At 53.1% G+C, this 19,233-nt stretch carries 16 protein-coding genes; 5 read left to right on the top strand and 11 right to left on the bottom strand.

Annotated features, from left to right (window positions below; genetic code table 11):
* Positions 1-69: 69 nt before the first annotated feature.
* The 4 genes from NYE26_RS03195 to NYE26_RS03180 form a co-directional block, all read right to left on the bottom strand.
* Positions 70-2,079 (bottom strand): YrzE family protein, encoded by a 2,010-nt coding sequence (locus NYE26_RS03195; protein ID WP_339253842.1) that lies wholly within the window; start codon positions 2,077-2,079, stop codon positions 70-72.
* Positions 2,054-2,956 (bottom strand): ABC transporter ATP-binding protein, encoded by a 903-nt coding sequence (locus tag NYE26_RS03190; RefSeq protein ID WP_339253840.1) that lies wholly within the window; start codon positions 2,954-2,956, stop codon positions 2,054-2,056. Before NYE26_RS03190 ends, NYE26_RS03195 begins: the two co-directional genes overlap by 26 nt.
* A complete protein-coding gene (locus NYE26_RS03185; RefSeq protein WP_209877193.1) occupies positions 2,949-3,338 on the bottom strand; it encodes a GntR family transcriptional regulator in 390 nt (129 codons plus the stop codon). Before NYE26_RS03185 ends, NYE26_RS03190 begins: the two co-directional genes overlap by 8 nt.
* 436 nt (positions 3,339-3,774) lie before the next feature.
* A complete protein-coding gene (locus NYE26_RS03180) occupies positions 3,775-5,223 on the bottom strand; it encodes an MFS transporter (RefSeq protein ID WP_339253837.1) in 1,449 nt (482 codons plus the stop codon).
* Between the two features lie 157 nt (positions 5,224-5,380).
* Here NYE26_RS03180 and NYE26_RS03175 point away from each other — a divergent pair, with 157 nt between their 5' ends.
* Positions 5,381-5,998 (top strand): TetR/AcrR family transcriptional regulator, encoded by a 618-nt coding sequence (locus NYE26_RS03175; RefSeq protein ID WP_339253835.1) that lies wholly within the window; start codon positions 5,381-5,383, stop codon positions 5,996-5,998.
* Positions 5,999-6,125: 127 nt separating this feature from the next.
* Here NYE26_RS03175 and NYE26_RS03170 read toward each other — a convergent pair whose 3' ends face one another.
* The gene (locus tag NYE26_RS03170) at positions 6,126-7,250 is read right to left on the bottom strand and encodes a polysaccharide deacetylase family protein (protein WP_339253833.1); all 1,125 of its coding nucleotides are present in this window, start codon (positions 7,248-7,250) and stop codon (positions 6,126-6,128) included.
* Between the two features lie 529 nt (positions 7,251-7,779).
* On the opposite strand from NYE26_RS03170, the gene qoxA reads away from it, so the two are divergent.
* Genes qoxA through qoxD form a run of 4 tightly spaced genes read left to right on the top strand, consistent with a single transcriptional unit; the run spans position 7,780 to position 11,678 of the window.
* Positions 7,780-8,796, top strand: coding sequence for a cytochrome aa3 quinol oxidase subunit II (qoxA, locus tag NYE26_RS03165; RefSeq protein WP_076078945.1), 1,017 nt, complete (start codon positions 7,780-7,782; stop codon positions 8,794-8,796).
* 44 nt (positions 8,797-8,840) lie between these two features.
* Positions 8,841-10,790, top strand: coding sequence for a cytochrome aa3 quinol oxidase subunit I (qoxB, locus tag NYE26_RS03160; RefSeq protein WP_036731445.1), 1,950 nt, complete (start codon positions 8,841-8,843; stop codon positions 10,788-10,790).
* Positions 10,787-11,383 carry a cytochrome aa3 quinol oxidase subunit III gene (gene qoxC, locus NYE26_RS03155; RefSeq protein WP_036693560.1) on the top strand — a complete coding sequence of 199 codons (597 nt, stop codon included), beginning with the start codon at positions 10,787-10,789 and terminating at the stop codon, positions 11,381-11,383. Before qoxB ends, qoxC begins: the two co-directional genes overlap by 4 nt.
* A 1-nt stretch (position 11,384) precedes the next feature.
* Complete coding sequence (qoxD, locus tag NYE26_RS03150) at positions 11,385-11,678, top strand: cytochrome aa3 quinol oxidase subunit IV (RefSeq protein WP_036731442.1); 294 nt, start codon at positions 11,385-11,387, stop codon at positions 11,676-11,678.
* A gap of 125 nt (positions 11,679-11,803) precedes the next feature.
* On the opposite strand, the gene NYE26_RS03145 is transcribed toward qoxD, so the two are convergent.
* The 6 genes from NYE26_RS03145 to NYE26_RS03120 form a co-directional block, all read right to left on the bottom strand.
* Positions 11,804-12,934: a hypothetical protein gene (locus NYE26_RS03145; RefSeq protein WP_209877189.1), complete on the bottom strand. Its 1,131-nt coding sequence runs from the start codon at positions 12,932-12,934 to the stop codon at positions 11,804-11,806.
* A gap of 122 nt (positions 12,935-13,056) precedes the next feature.
* Positions 13,057-14,766, bottom strand: coding sequence for a methyl-accepting chemotaxis protein (locus NYE26_RS03140; RefSeq protein ID WP_209877187.1), 1,710 nt, complete (start codon positions 14,764-14,766; stop codon positions 13,057-13,059).
* Positions 14,767-14,915: 149 nt separating this feature from the next.
* Complete coding sequence (locus NYE26_RS03135; RefSeq protein WP_209877185.1) at positions 14,916-15,602, bottom strand: ECF transporter S component; 687 nt, start codon at positions 15,600-15,602, stop codon at positions 14,916-14,918.
* Positions 15,575-17,242 carry an ATP-binding cassette domain-containing protein gene (locus NYE26_RS03130; protein WP_339253830.1) on the bottom strand — a complete coding sequence of 556 codons (1,668 nt, stop codon included), beginning with the start codon at positions 17,240-17,242 and terminating at the stop codon, positions 15,575-15,577. The genes NYE26_RS03135 and NYE26_RS03130 overlap by 28 nt, the downstream gene beginning before the upstream one ends.
* Complete coding sequence (locus NYE26_RS03125; RefSeq protein WP_339253828.1) at positions 17,158-18,102, bottom strand: energy-coupling factor transporter transmembrane component T; 945 nt, start codon at positions 18,100-18,102, stop codon at positions 17,158-17,160. Before NYE26_RS03125 ends, NYE26_RS03130 begins: the two co-directional genes overlap by 85 nt.
* Complete coding sequence (locus NYE26_RS03120; protein WP_339253826.1) at positions 18,099-18,908, bottom strand: DUF4430 domain-containing protein; 810 nt, start codon at positions 18,906-18,908, stop codon at positions 18,099-18,101. The genes NYE26_RS03125 and NYE26_RS03120 overlap by 4 nt, the downstream gene beginning before the upstream one ends.
* Positions 18,909-19,233: the final 325 nt, after the last annotated feature.

Below are 19,233 nucleotides of genomic sequence, written 5' to 3'. Positions count from 1 at the left end.
CCGCACAGGAAATATTTCCGTGAGCGGGGGCCTTAAATCTGACTAGGATTAACATAGTATGACAATGACCTAAGGAAGAAGGGCCTTAAGCGCCGGTGCCACATCTTGCTCCTTCAGCGAAATGTAGTTCACCGTCCCTTCCTTATACTCGATCTTCACTACATATCTGCCCTCTTCGCGGGTGAAATCGCGCCGGTGCTCCAGAATACTATCAATCAGAGTCTTATCTGTAACCACCACTGACCGCTTCTCGCTGCGGGCTAACTCCATATGGGCGTCGGGATTGTACATCAAACCCTGAGGGATTGCACTCTGGTGTATATCCCTGAACATCTCTGCGGACAAAACATCTGCTACGGTAAGCTTGATTTTACTGGCATAGCCCTTCTGTTCCAGCCAAGCGGTCATCTCCTTGAAGGAAGGAAGCCATTCATACGTATAGAATAGCTGATAATCGGTCGAATCCGGTTTGTAGACCAAATTGATGGATGCTCTCGCCCGTTGATCAGAGACCTCATCTTCATAGGACATATTAAGAATTTCCCGTTTCAGAATTTCGTTGAACTCCTGTACATCCTGCGGGTCAGAAATACTTATGACCTTGTTCAAATTGCTTAGCCTGAAGCTCTCTACGTTCTCGTCCATCCGGGACAGAAGATACCGGTCACGTTTGTATTCCGCATGCTCCATGACCGCCTTCAGCTCCGGCTCAAAGCCCGCTGCCGGAATAATGTAGGTCCGCATCAGCTTCCGCCCGCTCTCCAGCCGGTAAGCAAACGTGAAACGCTTGCTCTCGCGATAATCATACCGACGGGTATTATGCTGCTGGTCCGGCTTCGAAGCTACGACAGCATGATGCAAGGCGGTTACAGCCTCGATGTATTTCCGGTCTGCGGAGAATATCTCATCCTCCCGTTCTTCCCGGGTAGTGATTCCTTGTGGATTCCGGGTTAATTCCCCGTAATTCCCTCCGGCAAATACTTCGGTTACTTTATCATTTCGCGGAACCCGGTTCTCATAACCCGTTAATTCGGACACGGGAACATAGAGCAGCAGGCCCAGCAGTACACCGTACACCACGAATTCCAGCGGCATTCTGCGGTTCAGAATATGCCAGGTTTTGCGGAGAATCATTTCAACTACGATATAGCCGATCACCCCTCCGGCAATGGCGCTGCCGATAATCCAGCCGGGCTGCTGCCTGATGCTGCCGAAGTAGCTGCTCGCCAGCAGCATGCTGCAGAGCATTACACCGCCTTTGAATAGCGGATTGAAGTAGGTGAAGGCCATCGCCTGAGTGGCTTTTTCGCTGTGGCGCTTACGGTACAGCACGAATGACAATACCATGAACACAGCAGACAAGAGGATATAGCTCCATATCTCTTTATTACTAAGAGGCTCATAGGAGATATTCATAATACGCAGTAACGGCGCCCAGTTTATCAGGGTCCCCCACAAGCTTGACCCTTCCGGATACCCGTACAGATATCTGTTCAAGTGCATGTCGGTAAATTGCAGCAGTGCTGCCGGAAGAATTAACAGAATGAAGACCACTATTCCCTGCAGAATGGTCTGTCCTGTGCAAATACCTACAAAGATAGTAAAGACATACAGAAACAGCGTCAGCACACTGATAACCAGGCACCACTCCCAGACATCCGCGCCTTGATAGATATACATATTGCCGTCTAGCGGGCGGACGATAGCTGTAACCGCAGCCGTAAGCCAGACCGGCACAAGCAGCAGGATCAATCCGCTTACCGTATGGGAAGCCAGCAGGTGCGAGCGGCGCAGCGGGAGGCTGTGCCACAGATCCGAAGGCATTTTGGACTGCAGATAACGGAACAGGAACAATCCGGCCACAACCGGAAAAGCGATAAGGAACGGTGCGATATCGGCACCACGGATATTGAACAGATTGTCTACTGTATTTGGCTCCGCAAGCGGATTGCTCTCCATGAACATCTCCAGCGGAAGCACAATCAACAGGACCAATGTATATAAAATTCCAATCCAGCCATGCTGGCGCAGGTTCTGGCGGATAATGCTGCTGTTAAAGAATAATCGGCTGCGCGTCATAACCGGCATCCCCCATTTCATAAATAAAGATTTCCTCCAGCGTCAGCGGCAGCAGATCAAATACATAAGGCTCGTAGACATGAAAAGCCTGGCTGATCCGCTCCCGGTCCCCTTTTACAATATACAGGCTGACGCTTCCCCGCTGCTCCTGATGGAGAATCTGCAGCTTGGATTCCAGCGCCGCCGCATGACGCACGTCACGGAAAGCGACCTGAATCTTGTGTGTGTCGGCCTTCAGATCATCCAGATCCTTCTCCACGAGCATCCGGCCCTCATGCATAATGCCGACATGGTCGCATAAATCCTCAATCTCCCGCAGGTTATGCGAGGAGATCAGCACCGTCAGCTCCCGCTCGGCGACCTCCTGGAACAGGAGATTCTTGATCTGCCGGCGCATCACCGGGTCCAGCCCGTCGATGGGCTCGTCCATGATCAGCACATCCGGCTTGCAGCTGAGGGCCAGCCAGACAGCAGCCTGGCGTTGCATCCCCTTGGAGAAACGGCTGAGCTTGCGCCGGGTGTCGAGCCGGAACATCGCCCCAAGCTCCTCGTACCTCTTCTGGCTCCAGCCCGGATATATAGATCGGTAGAATGCCGCCATACTCTTAATGGTTGCCTGCGCGAAGAAATACGGACTATCCGGCATAAAGATCATTCTGCGCTTCACCTCCGGCGACTCATACACCGGCTGCCCGGCGAGCTTGACACTCCCCGCCTCAGGACGATAAATACCGGCGAGCGTCTTCAGCAGCGTTGTTTTGCCCGCCCCATTCGATCCCAGCAATCCGTAAATAGCGCCCTTATGTACAGTCAGCGAGATGTTATCAACAGCCCTTTCCTCCTGAAAAATCTTGCTGACTCCGCGAATCTCAATCATGGCTGTTCTCCTCTCTTCTCTTATCCAGCGCCTGGCGGTACAGCGCACTCATTTCACTTTCCGTAAAACCAAGGTATACCGCCTCTGCCATCAGACGCAGCAGCTCTTCCTTCAGCTCCGCCCGTTTGCTCTCATTCTGCCCCTGCTGCAGTGGGGCCACGAAATTACCTTTGCCCTGCTGTGAATAGATGTACCCTTCCCGCTCCAGCTCCCTGTAAGCCTTCTGGATCGTATTCGGGTTCACTGTGAGCTGCGAGGATAAAGTCCTCACCGAGGGCAGCTGTTCATCCGCCCGCAGAATACCATGCATAATCATCTCTTTGACCTTGTCGGTGAGCTGCTCATAGATCGGCTTGCGGCTGCGAACATCCAGTTCGAACATGACAGTCCTCCTTTCTTCGGATCTATGATCCGGCTGTTCAACTGTGCTAACTGTACTACTATTATTAATACAGTTGAGGATTAATGTCAATCATTAACTTTTACTTTGTCTATAAAAGACGCACTTAAGATTAGAATTCAAAGCCTGGTCGTCGCTGCGGTGAACATTTGGACTTCCGGCCGCTGTTGTATTTCGATTTCTTGATCGAACCGCTCTTCGCGGTAGAAATCCAACTAAGCCTATGCTTCCGATGCGAGCTTTCCTGTGGAAAGCTTTCAGGCGGACGCTACCGCTCCTCCAGTTCCAAATTTCCCCTCCGCTTCTTTTTGCTTTTTGTTATTCTTTAGTGTGTCTTATAGAGTTTCAGCATGTCACGCAAATAACCCCCACCTGCCTGTTGGACAGTTGGGGGTTATGATTGCTTAGTGGGACTATTCTATTGAACATGGACACTGCTGCTCCGCCGCTGTCTGCGTTCATTGCTGAACAGGGCAGCACCTATACCCGGGAGCAGCAGGTAGCCGGCGAACTTATAGGTCTGACTGAACGCATCCACAGCCGCCTGCTGCTGTCTTATTACCCCGGCCCCCGCCTCTGTGCCTGCGGAATTCGCCGCGCTCAGCTCCCGGGTTGTATTGTGCTGGAGCACAGTGACGATGATGGCCACACCGAGCACACTCCCCAGCGCCTTCGCCATATTCGTCACCCCCGAGGCGATGCCGACCTTGTCTTCAGGAACAACCCGGATCGCCGATGACATCACAGGAGCCATTGAGAGCCCCACGCCGAAGCCGGTCAGTGCAAGCCGTAGCATCACCGCACCCAGCGTAGAATCAGCCTCAAGCCCGCTCATGGAATAGGTAGCAGCGCCAATCATCACCATTCCCGCTGCGGCGAACAGACTGCTGCCATATTTCGCAGACAGCGGCCCGGATACAGCCGAGCTGGCGATGGAGCCTAAGGCCATGGTTGAGAGGACAAGCCCTGCCTTCAGCTCCGATACCCCCATCACCCGGGTCAGGTAAAAGGAGGTCAACAGCGAAATATTCATCAGCGCCGCCCCCAGCACGATCATCGATACCGAGTTACTGTTGAAGGCTCTGATCTTCAGCAGGGACAGAGGCAGCATCGGTTCTTTCCCCTTATACTGCGTAAGAAAAAAGATCACCAGAAAGAGCAGCCCCACAGCCGTCAGACCCAGGAACGGGCGCGAGCTCCAGCCGTAATCCTGCACTTTAATCAGAGCATATGTAATGCAGAACATCCCTCCCGTTATCCCCAGGATTCCGCCGTAATCTATGGACCGCCCTGCTGAATCATCCCGTGATTCCTGAATGAATATAGCGGTCAGCCCTATGCTCAGCAGCCCAAGCGGTACGTTCACAAAAAAAATCCACTCCCAGCTCAGCTTCTGTGTCAATATTCCGCCAAGCGCCGGACCGCTTGCAGCAGCCACTCCCGAGACGGCCCCCCATATGCCTACAATCAGTCCGTGCATTTCTTTGGGAAAGGTGGTGGTGCTTAGCGGAATCGTAACCGGCACAATAACGGCACCCGCCAAGCCTTGAATAACCCTGAACAGAATCAGCATGCCAAGGGAAGTGGAGAGTCCAGCCAGCAGGGAACTCAGTGTGAACAGCCCCACGCCAACGAGAAACACCTTCTTCCGTCCGAATTGGTCGGCCAGACGCGAGGCAGTCAGGATGAACACGGCAAATGCCAGGTTATAGCCGTTCATCACCCAGGATACCTGCGACACACTTCCCCCGAACTGGCGGGTCATCTCCGGCAGGGCAATATTAATAATGGTCGTATCCAGCAGCGCCATGAAAAAGCCCAGCACAATCGCCGTGAAGGATAAAGCTCTGCGCATTCCAATCCCCATCTTGATCATCTCCTGAAATATGAAATAAAGTTCATATTTTAGATTATATGAACCAAAGTTCATATTTGTCAATTAAAAAAATGAACTTTGGTTCAACTTTTATTGACAGCACAAAACCGCTCCACTACAATCTTTACTATGAGGGGGATCTTACGATATGGGTGAAACAGAGGACAAAATTAGAACTCCGCAACAGGAGCGCAGTATACGAACCAAGGAAGCCATTATCCGGGCCGCGATGAAGCTATTCTCGGACAAGGGCTTCTATCAGACGAATACCAAGGAGATTGCAGCCGCCGCCGGGGTCTCGACCGGGAGCTTCTACTCCTATTTCGTGGATAAAAGAGCCGTATTCATTGAGGTGCTCCACATGTACGGGGATGAGCTGCTCGCCAGAATCGATGATTCAATGTCAGAAATTAATTTCAATACGATTGAACGTACGGACCTGATCCTGCATCTGATAGACACGCTTCTGCTCTCGCATAAGGCTTTTATCGGATACCATAAGGATCTAAGCATTATGTATCACAGCGATGAGGCCATCAAACAGTTGATGGATGCCCAGTACGAGACCGGCCGACTCAAAACGCTTACCTATCTCCAGATGGGGCAAGACGAGCTGAAGACCGGGGATACGGAGGCAGCTTCGATCATTGTGTTTGAGTCTGTGAGCGCTATTGTCGACTTCATCTCCTTCTCCCCCCAGCGGATCACCGTGGACCGGCTGAAGTCAGAGCTGGTTCATATGCTGGTGCAATATCTGTACAAGTAGACAGAACCAGTGATTTCTCTATACCTCTGCACGCCAAATAACCCCACAACATATAGATTCTCGCCAAAAAAAAGAGCAAGCCCGCAGGTTACCCTGCAGCTTGCTCTTCTCTATTAACCCTTACGGATCAGCGTTTATCCTTCCAGAAATTGAGCGGCTCCATATCCTTCGTAATGAGCTTGAAGGTATAACCATCCTTCTTCAGCTTCTCCAGAATACGCGGCAGCACCTTGAGTGTAGCCTTCTGGTCATGCATCAGAATGACCGGATTGGTCTTGGACGCCTTCAGCTTGTTCACCTGATCCATCACGGTGTTATAGATTCTGTCGCTGTTCTGTTTGTATTTCCAGTCATAGGAATCCACGTTCCAGTCCCAGAGATGATATCCCTGCGTCAGGACTTTATCGCGGAAGGACTTGGTGAAATACGGCTTGCTTCCGTATGGCGTACGGATCAAGGTGGTGCTGGTTCCCGTCAGCTTCTTCAGTGTCGCATTGGCCCCCGACATCTCGGCAAGCGCCGCTGCCGGCGAAGCATAGAACTTCTCCTGGCGGTGGGTCACGCCATGCAGCGCTAAGCCATGGCCTTCTTTCGCAGTCCGCTTCACCTGGGCGGGATGCTGATTCATGTTGTTCCCCAGCATGAAGAAGGTTGCCTGTACGTCATATTTACGGAGGATGTCCAGCAGGTCGCCAGTCGTGGCTGACGGGCCATCGTCGAAGGTCAGGTATACGGTCCGGCCCGGCTTGCCCGGCTCAGTTGGTGTAACCGGAGTCGCTGGATTCGTTGGAGCTACCGGAGCCTCCGGCTTCAGCTCGGCAGCATATTTATCGGTGAAGGCTGCATCGGTAAGCTGCGCCGAGCCGTCCTTCACACGAAGTAAATATTTATCTCCCGCATAGGAAATGCTATACCCGAGGTAACCGCTGAGCTTCAGCGGAGCCATGAGTTTGCCGTCCTGTACGAAAGTGCTCATAGGCACGGCAGTCCCATCCTTCAGTACCGCACCTCCGTCCTTGCTCAGCAGGGTAAGCGAACCTGTCCCGCCAGATACGTGAATCCCGTCCGTCAGGCCGGTAAGGGTCCATTTCAGCTCATCCGCAAGCGCGCGCAGCGGTACATAATAGGTGCCTTTTACGGATACAGCTTCAACCTTGCTTAATTTATCGTTGACTCCGAGTTTAAGAATAGTGCTATCACCTTTAGCGTTAGCCGGGACCTGCACAAGCCCCATAATTAGGAATAAAGACATGAATAAGAGCAGAATTTTCTTGATGCGCACAGCAGCAGTCTCCAATCTATGTATATTTGTCTATCACTTTATCATATATACTTTCAACGTAATTTGAGAGATTGTAACCGCAAGCTAAGAAATTGTTACTCTTATGCAATGATAAATGAGGGTTCGCCATTATTTTCAGAAAGCACGCAATTCTCGTCGAATGCTGTCACAGCAGGCGTTACACGGTTAAATCAGCGGTTTTTGGCACAGAATAATTGTGACAAATTTAATAACAATATCGGAATTTTGAACAAAAATTGAACAACCTTAAAATTAGCTAAAGTGCGCCACTACAGTGATCTTTATCATACCCTTAGGGAGTTGTAACAATTTGATCACACATATTTAACTTGTTCGCCATTTTTAAGGTCTATTTTATATAATTATACAAAATATGTATTTTGCATTATGGGTAAGTAGTTCTTACTATAGATACAGATCAATGTACTTCCGTTAATGAACGGCGAATGAAAAGTAGTATTGAAGGAAGGAGTTCTATATGAAAAAAAAGGGACCGTTATACGCTCTGTTTCTAAGCCTGATCCTTCTCCTGCCGGGATGCAGCTCGATCGCTGTTCTGAACCCGAAGGGGCCGTCTGCCAGAACGTTATCTGACACCATTATTCTCTCAATTATTGTAATGCTTGGTGTTCTGGCAGTTGTCTACATCCTATACATCTTTGTATTGGTGAAATACCGTGCGAAGAAGAGTAATGAGGGGTACATTCCAAAGCACGAGGAAGGCAATGTAGTCCTTGAGGCGATCTGGATTATTATCCCGATCATTATCGTAGCCTTCCTGTCTGTTGTAACCGTCAAGACGACAAACGAAGTGGAGAATGTGGCTGCGGATTATAAAGATCAGACTCCGCTGGTCATCTATGCGTCCTCCTCCAACTGGAAATGGCATTTCAGTTATCCGGAAGAAGGCATTGAAACAGTTAACTACGTGAATATGCCGGTACACCGTGCAGTTGAATTCAGAATGTACTCATTCGGCACCATTACCAGTCTTTGGATTCCACAGCTTGCCGGTCAAAAGTACGCCATGAGCGACATGCTGACAACGCTTCATCTCTCCGCTGATACGGAAGGCTCTTATATCGGAAAGAATGCTAACTTCAGCGGTAAAGGCTTCGCCCACATGGAATTCGAAGCACTTGTTCTGAGTAACAAAGGTTACGAGGATTGGGTGAAGGAAGTGAAGGAAACTGCACCTAAGCTGACTGAGGAAGAATTCAAAGGCCTGCTGGCCACGGATTACCTCGGACGCAAAACGTATTCCTCCACCCATCTGGAGTTCAGCCCTCCTCCGGGAAATCACGGAGATCATATGAGCGGCGGCGGCAAGGAGATGGATATGGACAACGGCAATCCGGAGCATCAGGATAACAAGGAAATTCATCCGTCTCCCGAGCCGTCCAGCGGAACGGAATTCGACAGCAAGCCTGATCCGGAAGTCGATCAGCCGCTGCCAAGCTCCCCTGTGGATGAAAGCACACATGAAGGACACTAGCTCTCTTACGAGCTTAATGCAACACACTGAAAGGAGCTACCCTAATGGATTTGGACAAATTTAAGGTTCACGGCGAACCCTTGATATACGGGGCCATGATCAGTATTGCACTGGCAACCATCGGGATTCTCGTAGGGCTTACCTATTTCAAGAAATGGGGCTATCTGTGGCGCGAATGGCTGACCACGGTTGACCACAAAAAAATCGGGATTATGTACATCCTCGCAGCGCTGCTGATGCTGTTCCGCGGCGGTGTAGATGCGATGATGATGCGTCTGCAGACGGCTGCGCCAGAAATGAAATTCCTCGATGCGCAGCATTACAATGAGGTCTTCACCACCCATGGTCTGATCATGATTCTCTTCATGGCCATGCCTTTTATCATCGGTCTGATGAACGTAATCATTCCGCTGCAGATCGGCGCACGGGACGTTGCCTTCCCGCGGCTGAACGCCGTCAGCTTCTGGCTCTTCTTCATGGGCGCCATGCTGCTGAACATTTCCTTCGTCATCGGCGGCTCGCCGGATGCGGGCTGGTCAGCCTACTTCCCGCTGGCGAGTCTTGAATTCAGCCCGACCGTAGGGAACAACTATTACTCTCTGGCCCTGCAAATATCCGGTATCGGTACGCTGATCACCGGGGTTAACTTTATCGTAACGATTCTCAAAATGCGCGCACCAGGCATGACGCTGATGAAGATGCCGATGTTCACCTGGTCCGTACTTATCACCAACGTTATCATTGTCTTCGCCTTCCCGGTTCTTACCGTAGCGCTGGCGATGATGATGTTCGACCGCCTCTTCGGCTCCCAGTTCTTCACGATGGCCAACGGCGGGATGGATATGCTCTGGGCCAACCTGTTCTGGGTCTGGGGACATCCGGAGGTCTATATCGTTATCCTTCCGGCCTTCGGTATTTACAGTGAGATTATCGCCACCTTCTCGAAGAAGAACCTGTACGGCTATACCTCCATGGTATTCAGCATGCTGATCATCTCGCTCCTGTCCTTCCTTGTATGGGCGCACCATTTCTATACAATGGGTCAAGGTGCCATGGTCAACAGCTTCTTCTCAATCACAACGATGGCCATAGCAGTACCTACCGGGGTCAAAATATTCAACTGGCTATTCACCCTGCGAAAGGGCAGGATTACCTTCACGACCCCGATGCTGTACACGCTGGCCTTTATCCCGATCTTCACGATCGGCGGGGTAACGGGCGTCATGCTGGCAATGGCCAGCGCCGATTACCAGTATCACAACACGATGTTCCTGGTGGCGCATTTCCACTACGTGCTGATTCCGGGTGCCGTGTTCGCCGTCATCGCCGGCTTCCACTATTGGTTCCCGAAAGTGTTCGGCTTCCGCCTGAACGAACGGCTGGGCAAGCATGCCTTCTGGTGGATCATCATTTCCTTTAACGTAACCTTCTTCCCAATGTTCTTCCTGGGACTGATGGGAATGACACGCCGTCTGTATACTTACTCTAAGGAATCAGGCTTTGGTCCGCTTAATATGCTGAGCTTCGTCGGGGCCGTCGGACTCGCGATCGGCTTCGTGATCCTGGTCTACAATATTTACTGGAGTACCCGCTACATGCCGAGAGATACAACCAACGATCCTTGGGATGGCCGGACGCTCGAATGGGCTACACACAGCCCGATCCCGCTCTACAACTTTGCGATTGTGCCTAAGGTTGAGACGCGCGATGCTCTATGGTCTGCGAAGCACGATAATATTCCGCTGTACACAGAGACCAAATACACCAAGATTCATATGCCTAGCAACACCGGCAAGCCGTTCATATTGGGTGTAGTCTTCTTCTTCCTCGGCTTCTTCCTGGTCTTCAGCATGTGGATTCCGGCGATTGTCTCGGGGATTGGAATCCTGGTTGTGCTGGCCTTCATGTCCTTCGATAAGGACCAGGGCTACTACATTCCTGTAGAAGAGATTGCAGCTACAGAAAAGAAACTGATGCGGGGTGAGACTGTATGAAAATAGATGCGTCCAAGCCGCTCGAATATTCAACGGAAGAGAACAGTAACAAGATCTTCGGCTTCTGGGTCTTTCTCGGAGCCGAGATCCCTCTCTTCGCTACGCTGTTCACTGTATATTTCGTAATGGTTAACCGCTATGCCAGCGGACCAAGCGGCAGCGAGCTGTTCGAGATCGGCCCGGTGCTGATGGAGACCTTCCTCCTGCTGTCGAGCTCCTTCACCATCGGTCTGGCTGTCCATGCCATGCGGCACGGCTACAAGAAAGCCATGATGGTCTTCATGGCGATTACGCTGGTGATGGGTCTGGCTTTTGTCGGTATTGAAATCGACGAGTTCTTCACTTATGTACATGAAGGAGCTACGCTGCAGACCAGCGGCTTCCTCTCCAGTCTGTTCATACTACTGGGAACGCATGGTCTTCACGTCAGCTTCGGTCTGCTGTGGGGAATTGGCATTATGATTCAGCTGTGGAAGCGCGGCATTACTCCCGCTACCGCCAACAAAACGTTCATCTTCTCCTTGTTCTGGCACTTCTTAGACGTGGTCTGGATCTTTATCTTCAGCTTCGTCTACCTGAAAGGACTGATGTGACATGATGAAGCAACTATTCCCTATTAAGCATGTGATGGGTTATGTAGCCTCTCTGGTCCTCTCTGCCGCTGCACTGATTGTAATTTACGGAGACCTGTCCTCCAGTGCCAATATGGTGGTGCTGCTGGTTACAGCGCTGATCCAGGCCTCCTTGCAGCTGTTTGTGTTCATGCACATCGGAGAATCGGCCGATTCCAAAAAAGAACTGTATATCAACATCGCATACGCCATGTTCGTGGCTCTGGTCACCATCTTCGGCACCCTGTTCATCTTCGTATGGGGCTGGTATGCTTAGCATGTAAGAAGCAGAGGAGCATTATGCTCCTTCTAGGAATCTATAATAAAAGCGGTCCGTATCCGGTAGATTTACCGATGCGGACCGCTTTTTTGAATTTTAAAGATTGCCATCATGTTGTTGTTCTACTTTAACTGGACTATACTGCTGCTGCTCCCGCTGTCATCCCGCTCTGTATACGCAAGCTGCTTGCCCGAGGGGCTCCATGAGGTGGTCATCGTTCCATTGCTCTCCGCAATCTGGACGGACTTGTCAGAAGACAGATCGTAGACATATAAGGTATTATTCGTTGTCCCGTTCTCCTCAATAGTTACACTATAGGCAATCAGCCGCTGATCCGGGGACCAGGAGACGGCCCCAAGCTCGGCGCCTTCCACCAGGGTCCGCGGATTCTTACCGTCTGTGCCGCTGAGCAGCAGCGACTGGGTAGTCTCCTTATATTGCAGGATCAGCATTTGTTCTTCGTCAGGTGAAGGGATTACGCTGCTGGTACCCGGAATATTCAAGTCAGCCTTCACCTTAGTATTCAGGTCCAGGCTATGCAGTGAGTCCTTCGAATTACTGGTGTAATAGATCTTATCCTTTATTTGTCTTACAACAATCAGACCTTCCCCGCCCAGTCCCTCCACCGGGGCAATCTTCATTGAGGTAGCCGTCGCTGTGTAAGCACCGCCGCTGTATGCAGGACCCACTACCGTATCCTTATCCGCCCACTCGGCCCCCATCGCTCCGGCAATGGCATCGCCCTTGATGGTGAACGTCTTCTTGGACCCCAGGTCCATTACATTGTAGACTGGATCACCCAGGGAGAATTCACTATAGAGCAGAAATAACTGATTGGCGGACAGCTTGGCATCCCCCAGCATCATGTTCGCCTTCTCTGCAATCAATTCGTATTCGCCGGTATCCGGATGGAAGAAATACAGGCTCTGCGGATAGGAACCCTTCAGCTCTCCTGAGCTGATCGGCCCCAGCTTATCGTTCTGCTTGGACACGACAACGGTTCTGTCGTCCTTCCAGTCGGAAATTGCTATTTTCTCATACTGTTTACTTTCCCCTACCGTTACCCCAGCAGCTTCAGCAGGTGCCGGTGTAACCTTTGGCCCTTCCGTAGGCTGGGCAGAAGCTTCTACAGGAGCCGCTGTTGGCTGTGGGCTGGGGCTAACCGCCGGAGCACTAGCCTGATTCGAGCTACAAGCTGCAAGTGTCATTAACAAGGCTGGAACTATCGCCAGCTTCCATGTTCGGGTGTTCATTATAGAGACCGCCTCCTTGAGATTAATAATAATACGTTCAAAAGCCCGGCTCCGCCGAAGATACCCGGGAATCTCCAGGGTTCCTCGGCCGAATCGGGCCGGGCTGATATCTATTATAGCCGTTACAGCCGGAACCGGGCCAGATGCTTCTGCAGGTCCTCGGCCAGGGTAGCCAGATACTGAGCAGAGGAGGACATCTCTCCCATCGCGGTCAGCTGCTCCAGGCTTGCTTCACTGGTGCCCTGAACGTCTGCGGCGCCTTTGCGTGAGATTTCATTCACCGTTGACATGGATCTGGCCACTTCCTCCGATTCCTGCGCGACATGGCCGATGACCTCTGTGATCTGCTCTGTCTGCTCACTGGCAGCCTGAATGGAGGTCTGGATCGCCGTAAAGGCTTCGGATACCACCTCACTCTGTGCTACACCGTGAGAGACAATCCCGGAGCCTTGCTCCATCGATTCTACGGCACTGGCGGTCTGCTGACGGATATGGTTAATGATCTCTGTAATCTGCAGCGAGCTTGTTCCGGTAGCTTCCGCCAGCTTGCGGATCTCACCGGCAACTACAGCGAAGCCACGGCCATGCTCGCCCGCCCGGGCGGCTTCGATGGAAGCATTCAGGGACAACAGATTGGTCTGGGTCGCAATCTCATTAATGGTTGTAATGATGGTGTTAATCTCTTCGGACAGGCTACCCAGGTTGCCGACAATCTGGCGGCTCGCCGAGACACTGGAGTCAATCTCCCGCATCTGGGCCAGAATCTGTTCTACTGCGTCTACACCGCGTTCCGTGGAGGAGGCAGCCTGCTCCATCAGGCGGGTCATTTCTTGTCCGCTATACCGGGCTTCGGCAATCTCATAGGACATCGTCCGCACAGACTGTGTAGTAAGGGTAATGCTCTCCGCCTGCACATCGAATCCGGCTGCGATCTCGCCTGAGGTCTCAGCTATCATCTGTGAGGCGTGCGCGGTCTGGTCGGCACTGGCGCTCATCTGCTGGGAGGAGGCCGAGAGAATCTCGGCGCTCTCCGAGACGCCGCGCATCATATTTTTCAACCCGTCCAGCATGGTATTGAACGATGTATTAATCTGGCCGATCTCATCCTTGGACCGGTAAGCGGCAGAGGCCGTCAGGTCCCCTTCTTCCGCCCGCTTCATCAGCCCCTGCAATTCCTTCAGCGGCCCTGTAATCAATCTGGTGATGATCACACTCAGGACAATACTGAGCAGCAAGGCCAGCGCAATCAGAATGCCGCTTAACGTAGCAGAGCTCTTGGCACTGTCAGCCGTCCGTGTATTATGGGCAGACGCATCCTGAATGAATAACGTCGCTGTCTCTTCAAGCAGCCGGACCATTTTGTCACGCAGCTCGTTAAAGGTCCGGCCCGTGAACACCTGATACCCTTCGTCGTTAAGATCGTTATCGGCCAGATGGATAATATTATCACGCTGTGAGCGGTAATCCGGCAGCAGCAGGGTATATTCGTTCACATAGGCTGCAATCTTGTCATTGTTGAATTCAATCTTCCTCAGTTCGGCCATCAGCTCATTGTTTGTCTGGATATTCTCCTGAATTCTCGCCTTCAGCTCCTGCTTCTTCGCGTCATCCGTTGTAATCAGATCCTCCAGCAGAAAAGACTCAATCGCCCGGTTATTCCCGCGGATCTCCGTTACGAAATAAATCGGCTGCAGGTTCTGCCTGTAAGTCTCTTCAGACCTCTCAGCCATTCTGGTTGTCGTCAGGATACCCGTTGTTCCGATCCCGATTAGTAGTAGAATAACCACTGCGATCAGTACAATCATTTTATGCTTAATCTTCAGATGTCTCATTTCCTGTTATCCCGCCTTCTCGATATCTAGCTGTAACCTTAATTATCGGAGAATAACATCGAATTGTTGATGGCCCTGCTAAGAAATTTGTCGAAAAAAGAAGAATATTATCGTTTTGGTAGAGCGTTATCCATTAATTATAATTCCATTCACTGTTGAAGCAAGCCATATTTCTTACGGAATCTCTGCAGCACCTTGGTCCAGCCTCCGGCCAGCACCGCTAAGAAGAATACATTCGACAAGGCATGGGCCAGATCGAAGTAAAAGCTTGCGGCAAACGTAACGGCAACCAGCCGCCAGCTTAAGGCATCCGGCAGACTGAGAAGGACCCAGATATTCATAATCCAGCCGAACAGGAACCCCCAGATGAAGCCAAACACCAGCAGCCCGGCCCGCCGGCGCAATAGCCAGCTCCTCCGCAGCCACCCGGCTGTAAGTCCGGTCATACCCCAGGCGAACATCTGCCATGGCGTCCAGGGCCCCTGCCCGAAGTAAATATTAGAGACCAGGGCAGCGACTGCTCCGATAACGAATCCCGCCTCTGCCCCGAAGACATAAGCGGAGAGGATGACAACGGCCGACACAGGCTTTACCCCCGGTAATGCGGCAAAAGGAATCCGGCTGACCGCTGCAATAGCGGACAACACCGCTAGCAGCACAAGTTCACGGGACTGGAGCGGCCGGCGCTCCAGCCGGATGAACAGCGGCAGGAGAGCTGCCAGCAGCAGCACCACGCTAAGCAGCACATAATGCCGGTCAGTGAATGCTGCGGTAAGCGCGAGCCCCGCGATGAAGAGTCCCAGGGCAATTAGCAGCGGTATGCGGAAGCGGGCCATGTGCGAATCACATCCTCTATTGTCAATGCCTGCGGCAGCCAGTCCCGCACTATCCGGTTGACTGCCGTGGTATAGAAGTAATTGCTGCTGAAGAACTCAGCCGGTGTGCCCTCTGCCGTAATTCCCCCGTCAAACAGGAGTGCGCAGCGCGAAGCATGCTTAGCCGCGAATTCTACATCATGCGTTACGATGAGAATACTGATCCCCTGCCCGCGCAATTGCTGAAGCAGGGCGGCCAGCCTGTCTTTGGCGGCCGGATCAAGCCCCTTAGTCGGCTCATCCAGCAGCAGAATATCCGGCTTCATCAGCAGCATCATGGCAAGCGCGGTCTGCTGCTGCTGCCCGCCGCTGAGGTCATGCGGATGACTCTGCAGCACCTCCCGGAGCTGGAATACCGCCAGCAAAGCCTCAATCTCGCTTGCTGCTGCCTCTGGCGTTAACCCGGCGTAGCTCCCCATATGCTGCAGCTCCTCGGCTACCGTATCATAGCTGAAATAGAGCAGCGGATTCTGCGCCAGCAGACCTGTTGTCTTACCCTTGGCCAGCTCTATCCTGCCGCGCTGCGGCTTCATCAGCCCGTTCAGCACATGCAGCAGGGTGGACTTGCCCGCACCGTTCCCGCCCATGACTGCCAGGAGCTCCCCCTGCTTAAGTGTCAGCGAGAGCTTCCTCAGGACCTCCCGGCCCTCCTTCTCATACCGGAAGGTCACTTCGCGGCAGGTGAGCAGAGACGCTGCGGCGGGACTATTCAAGTTATTAACCAGTTCAGCGCCTGCGGCAGCGTCCGTTCCTGCCATCAGGGAATGTATCCAGCGTCTGCCCTCACGCACCGTCAGCGGAATGTTCTCCGTCGCAGCGGAATCCGCTTCCGGAGCAAGCGACAAGTACAGGCGTGAGGCGGCTGGCAAGTAACGCCCAGCGGAAGTCAAAGCCCCGCTGCCGGTCTGCCGGGCGAACAGGCGGGGAGCAGCATCGGCCAGCAGCTTACCGTCTTCCAGCATCAGCACCCGATCGGCCAGCGGCAGCACCTCCTCCAGCCGGTGCTCGCTGATGATCACTGTAACCGCCATTTCCTCGTTCAGCCGCTGCAGCGCCATAATGAATTCCCGCGCAGCAACAGGATCAAGCTGGGAGGTTGGCTCATCCAGCAGCAGCACCTTGGGCTGAAGCAGCAGCACTGAGGCCAGGTTCATGAGCTGCTTTTGTCCGCCTGACAGCTCATGTACCGGACGGTAGAGCAGCGGCTCCAGCCCGAACAAGCCGCAGATCTCCGCCAGCCGGGTACGCATGACAGCAGGCGGTAGCCCCAGATTCTCCATGGAGAAGGCCAGCTCATGCCAGACCGTATCCATCACAATCTGTGCATCCGGGTTCTGGAAGACCATCCCGATCTCCCCGGCGGCCACCGCTGCCGGAAGCCCGGACAGAGGCTGCCCTTTGTAGGTCAAGGTTCCGCTGGATGAACCTACCGGGGTAAGCTCCCGCTTCAGATGACGCAGCAGGGTGGTTTTGCCGCTGCCGGACGGGCCGCAGAGCACGACAAACTCCCCCTCTTCTATGACGAACGATAGCTCATGGAGCGTGTCCCTGTCTTCTTCAGGGTATCGGAAGGATAATTGCTGTGCTTTGAGGATCTCCATAACCATTTCTCCTTTCCTTCCAGCCCCGCAGGAATCAGCACGAACAGGCAGAAGCTGCCGTACATGACGGCCTCCTGCCAGCCGAAGTCCGCTGGTCTCATCCGGGGATAGATCTCCAGCTTGCCGTAGCCCTGCACCCAGAACAGCAGCGTAACCACACCGCTAACGGTTAACAGCAGCATCACCAGCTTATCCTGCAAATCGGCCTTGTATATCGTGTAAGTGCTGCGTTTGGTACTGCCGTAGCCGCGGGCTGTCATGGAATCTCCTGTCTGGAGGGCTTCCTCCAGCGACCAGGTCAACAGTACTTTGAGCAGCGTCATTCCGTCCGTCATTCTTTTCTTAAGGCTTCCCGTACGGGCATCTATCCCGCGCAGACGCTGGATCAGCGTAATCTGGCGCAGCCGCCGCTGGAACAGCGGTACGAACCGGATGGCCATCAGCGTCAGCAGCGCCGTTCTCGGCGCAGCCACCGCGAACAGATACATGAATTTATCTGTAGTCACCGTGTAATTGTAGGATATAAACCAGATAAAAATAGTGAGCAGCATTGTCATCATCATCAGCCCGTACAGCACAGCCTCCAATGTAATAGGTTGATCCAGCCAGTAGAACAGAATATGCGCCCCTCTATGCGAGAACAGCGGGTTCAGCAAGGCCACGGAAGCTGCCATCAGCAGCATAAAAGGCAAGCTGCGCAACAGCAGCCGCCCTTGGCCCTGCAACAGCAACAGCGCCAGCAGTCCTGCTATCTCTGTAGCCAGAAATAACGGATGGAAGACCAGCAGGGCGAACAGCAGCAGCCCTGCATAATACAGCAGGGCTACTACAGGATGCATGGAACGAAAGCCGCTGCTCATGGTGCTTTGGCCCCCAGGTCTTTGCCTAGATCAAGCGTATACAGCCACTCGATGGTATCCCCGGGCTCGACGATCCAGCTACCCGCAGCCTTGGACGGAAATTCTCCATTGACCTTGTACATCCAGCCGCTCTCTGCCCCGTGATCACCCTCGTACAAATTATCTATACCTTCCACATAAGCAAAAGCCTTGCTGCCCTGATATTCCATCTGGACCTTCTGTGCCCGTGTAATCCGCTTCAGCAGGTCCAGCACACTCTCGTCCTTCTTGATCTCGTACTGGGCAGCGGCCAGAATCACGCCATGCTCCTCATCTCCGGTGATGGAGAGGGTGACTACGTTGTCCGGCTTGGGCGTGGCGGCCGGGGAGCGCGTGGCGGCTGGCGGCTTGGCCGTAGCCGCCGGAGCGGGCGCGGGGGTCGGCGGCTTGGGTGTGGCCGCCGCGGACTTGGCGGGCTTGCTCGCGCCCGCCGATGGCTGCGTCGCCGCTGCGCCTGGCGACGCCGGGGACTTGGCGGGCTCGCTTACGCCCGCCGAAGGCTGCGTCGCCGCTGCGCCTGGCGACGCCGGAGCTGCCGTACCGTCCGCAGGGGCGGATGGTACGGCAGTGCCCTCAGCGGCTCCCGGCAGCGGAGCCGCTTCGTCTCCAGGCCGCGGCGTCTGCGCGGCCGGGGTCCCGGCGGGCGGCTGCGGGCCGCCGCCTGCCTGATCCGGCTGCCCAGAGGAGCAGCCGGGGAGCAGCAATACCATCAGCAGGAGAAGCAGCGGAGCCAGCCTTCCCCGGCCTCTTTTGACTAGATTGAACATTACCTGCACACCTCCACAAAAAGGGAAAAGAACGGGGGCCAGTCAGCCTGTTCCCCGTTCCTTCATACACCTTATGCTTACTTTTCAAGACATATCCGAACTAATTCCAAGCAAAATCACCTGTCTAATGAGCCTGCAACGCTTCAACAACCCTATACGTCTCAACTACTCATCGGCACGGGGGCGTTAGTTGGATTTTCTACACTTAATTATTCTGGTTACGCACCTGTATAGAAATTAGTTGGATTTCAGGCATCTAATTCTGCCCACAACCCATCATACGGGAGCTTCGGGCGTGAATAAGTGTTGTTTTTCCAACTAACTC

Source organism: Paenibacillus sp. FSL P2-0136 (genome assembly GCF_037975325.1).
In the GTDB taxonomy this organism is placed as follows: Bacteria; Bacillota; Bacilli; order Paenibacillales; family Paenibacillaceae; genus Paenibacillus_AQ; species Paenibacillus_AQ silagei.
This window is presented reverse-complemented; position numbering and strand designations above follow the sequence as displayed.

Bases quoted from the DNA above. Each gene is read 5' to 3' on its own strand.
- NYE26_RS03195 (WP_339253842.1), bottom strand. From the start codon at position 2,079: ATGACGCGCAGCCGATTATTCTTTAACAGCAGCATTATCCGCCAGAAC.
- NYE26_RS03190 (WP_339253840.1), bottom strand. From the start codon at position 2,956: ATGATTGAGATTCGCGGAGTCAGCAAGATTTTTCAGGAGGAAAGGGCT.
- NYE26_RS03185 (WP_209877193.1), bottom strand. From the start codon at position 3,338: ATGTTCGAACTGGATGTTCGCAGCCGCAAGCCGATCTATGAGCAGCTC.
- NYE26_RS03180 (WP_339253837.1), bottom strand. From the start codon at position 5,223: ATGGGGATTGGAATGCGCAGAGCTTTATCCTTCACGGCGATTGTGCTG.
- NYE26_RS03175 (WP_339253835.1), top strand. From the start codon at position 5,381: ATGGGTGAAACAGAGGACAAAATTAGAACTCCGCAACAGGAGCGCAGT.
- NYE26_RS03170 (WP_339253833.1), bottom strand. From the start codon at position 7,250: ATGTCTTTATTCCTAATTATGGGGCTTGTGCAGGTCCCGGCTAACGCT.
- qoxA (WP_076078945.1), top strand. From the start codon at position 7,780: ATGAAAAAAAAGGGACCGTTATACGCTCTGTTTCTAAGCCTGATCCTT.
- qoxB (WP_036731445.1), top strand. From the start codon at position 8,841: ATGGATTTGGACAAATTTAAGGTTCACGGCGAACCCTTGATATACGGG.
- qoxC (WP_036693560.1), top strand. From the start codon at position 10,787: ATGAAAATAGATGCGTCCAAGCCGCTCGAATATTCAACGGAAGAGAAC.
- qoxD (WP_036731442.1), top strand. From the start codon at position 11,385: ATGATGAAGCAACTATTCCCTATTAAGCATGTGATGGGTTATGTAGCC.
- NYE26_RS03145 (WP_209877189.1), bottom strand. From the start codon at position 12,934: ATGAACACCCGAACATGGAAGCTGGCGATAGTTCCAGCCTTGTTAATG.
- NYE26_RS03140 (WP_209877187.1), bottom strand. From the start codon at position 14,766: ATGAGACATCTGAAGATTAAGCATAAAATGATTGTACTGATCGCAGTG.
- NYE26_RS03135 (WP_209877185.1), bottom strand. From the start codon at position 15,602: ATGGCCCGCTTCCGCATACCGCTGCTAATTGCCCTGGGACTCTTCATC.
- NYE26_RS03130 (WP_339253830.1), bottom strand. From the start codon at position 17,242: ATGGAGATCCTCAAAGCACAGCAATTATCCTTCCGATACCCTGAAGAA.
- NYE26_RS03125 (WP_339253828.1), bottom strand. From the start codon at position 18,102: ATGAGCAGCGGCTTTCGTTCCATGCATCCTGTAGTAGCCCTGCTGTAT.
- NYE26_RS03120 (WP_339253826.1), bottom strand. From the start codon at position 18,908: ATGTTCAATCTAGTCAAAAGAGGCCGGGGAAGGCTGGCTCCGCTGCTT.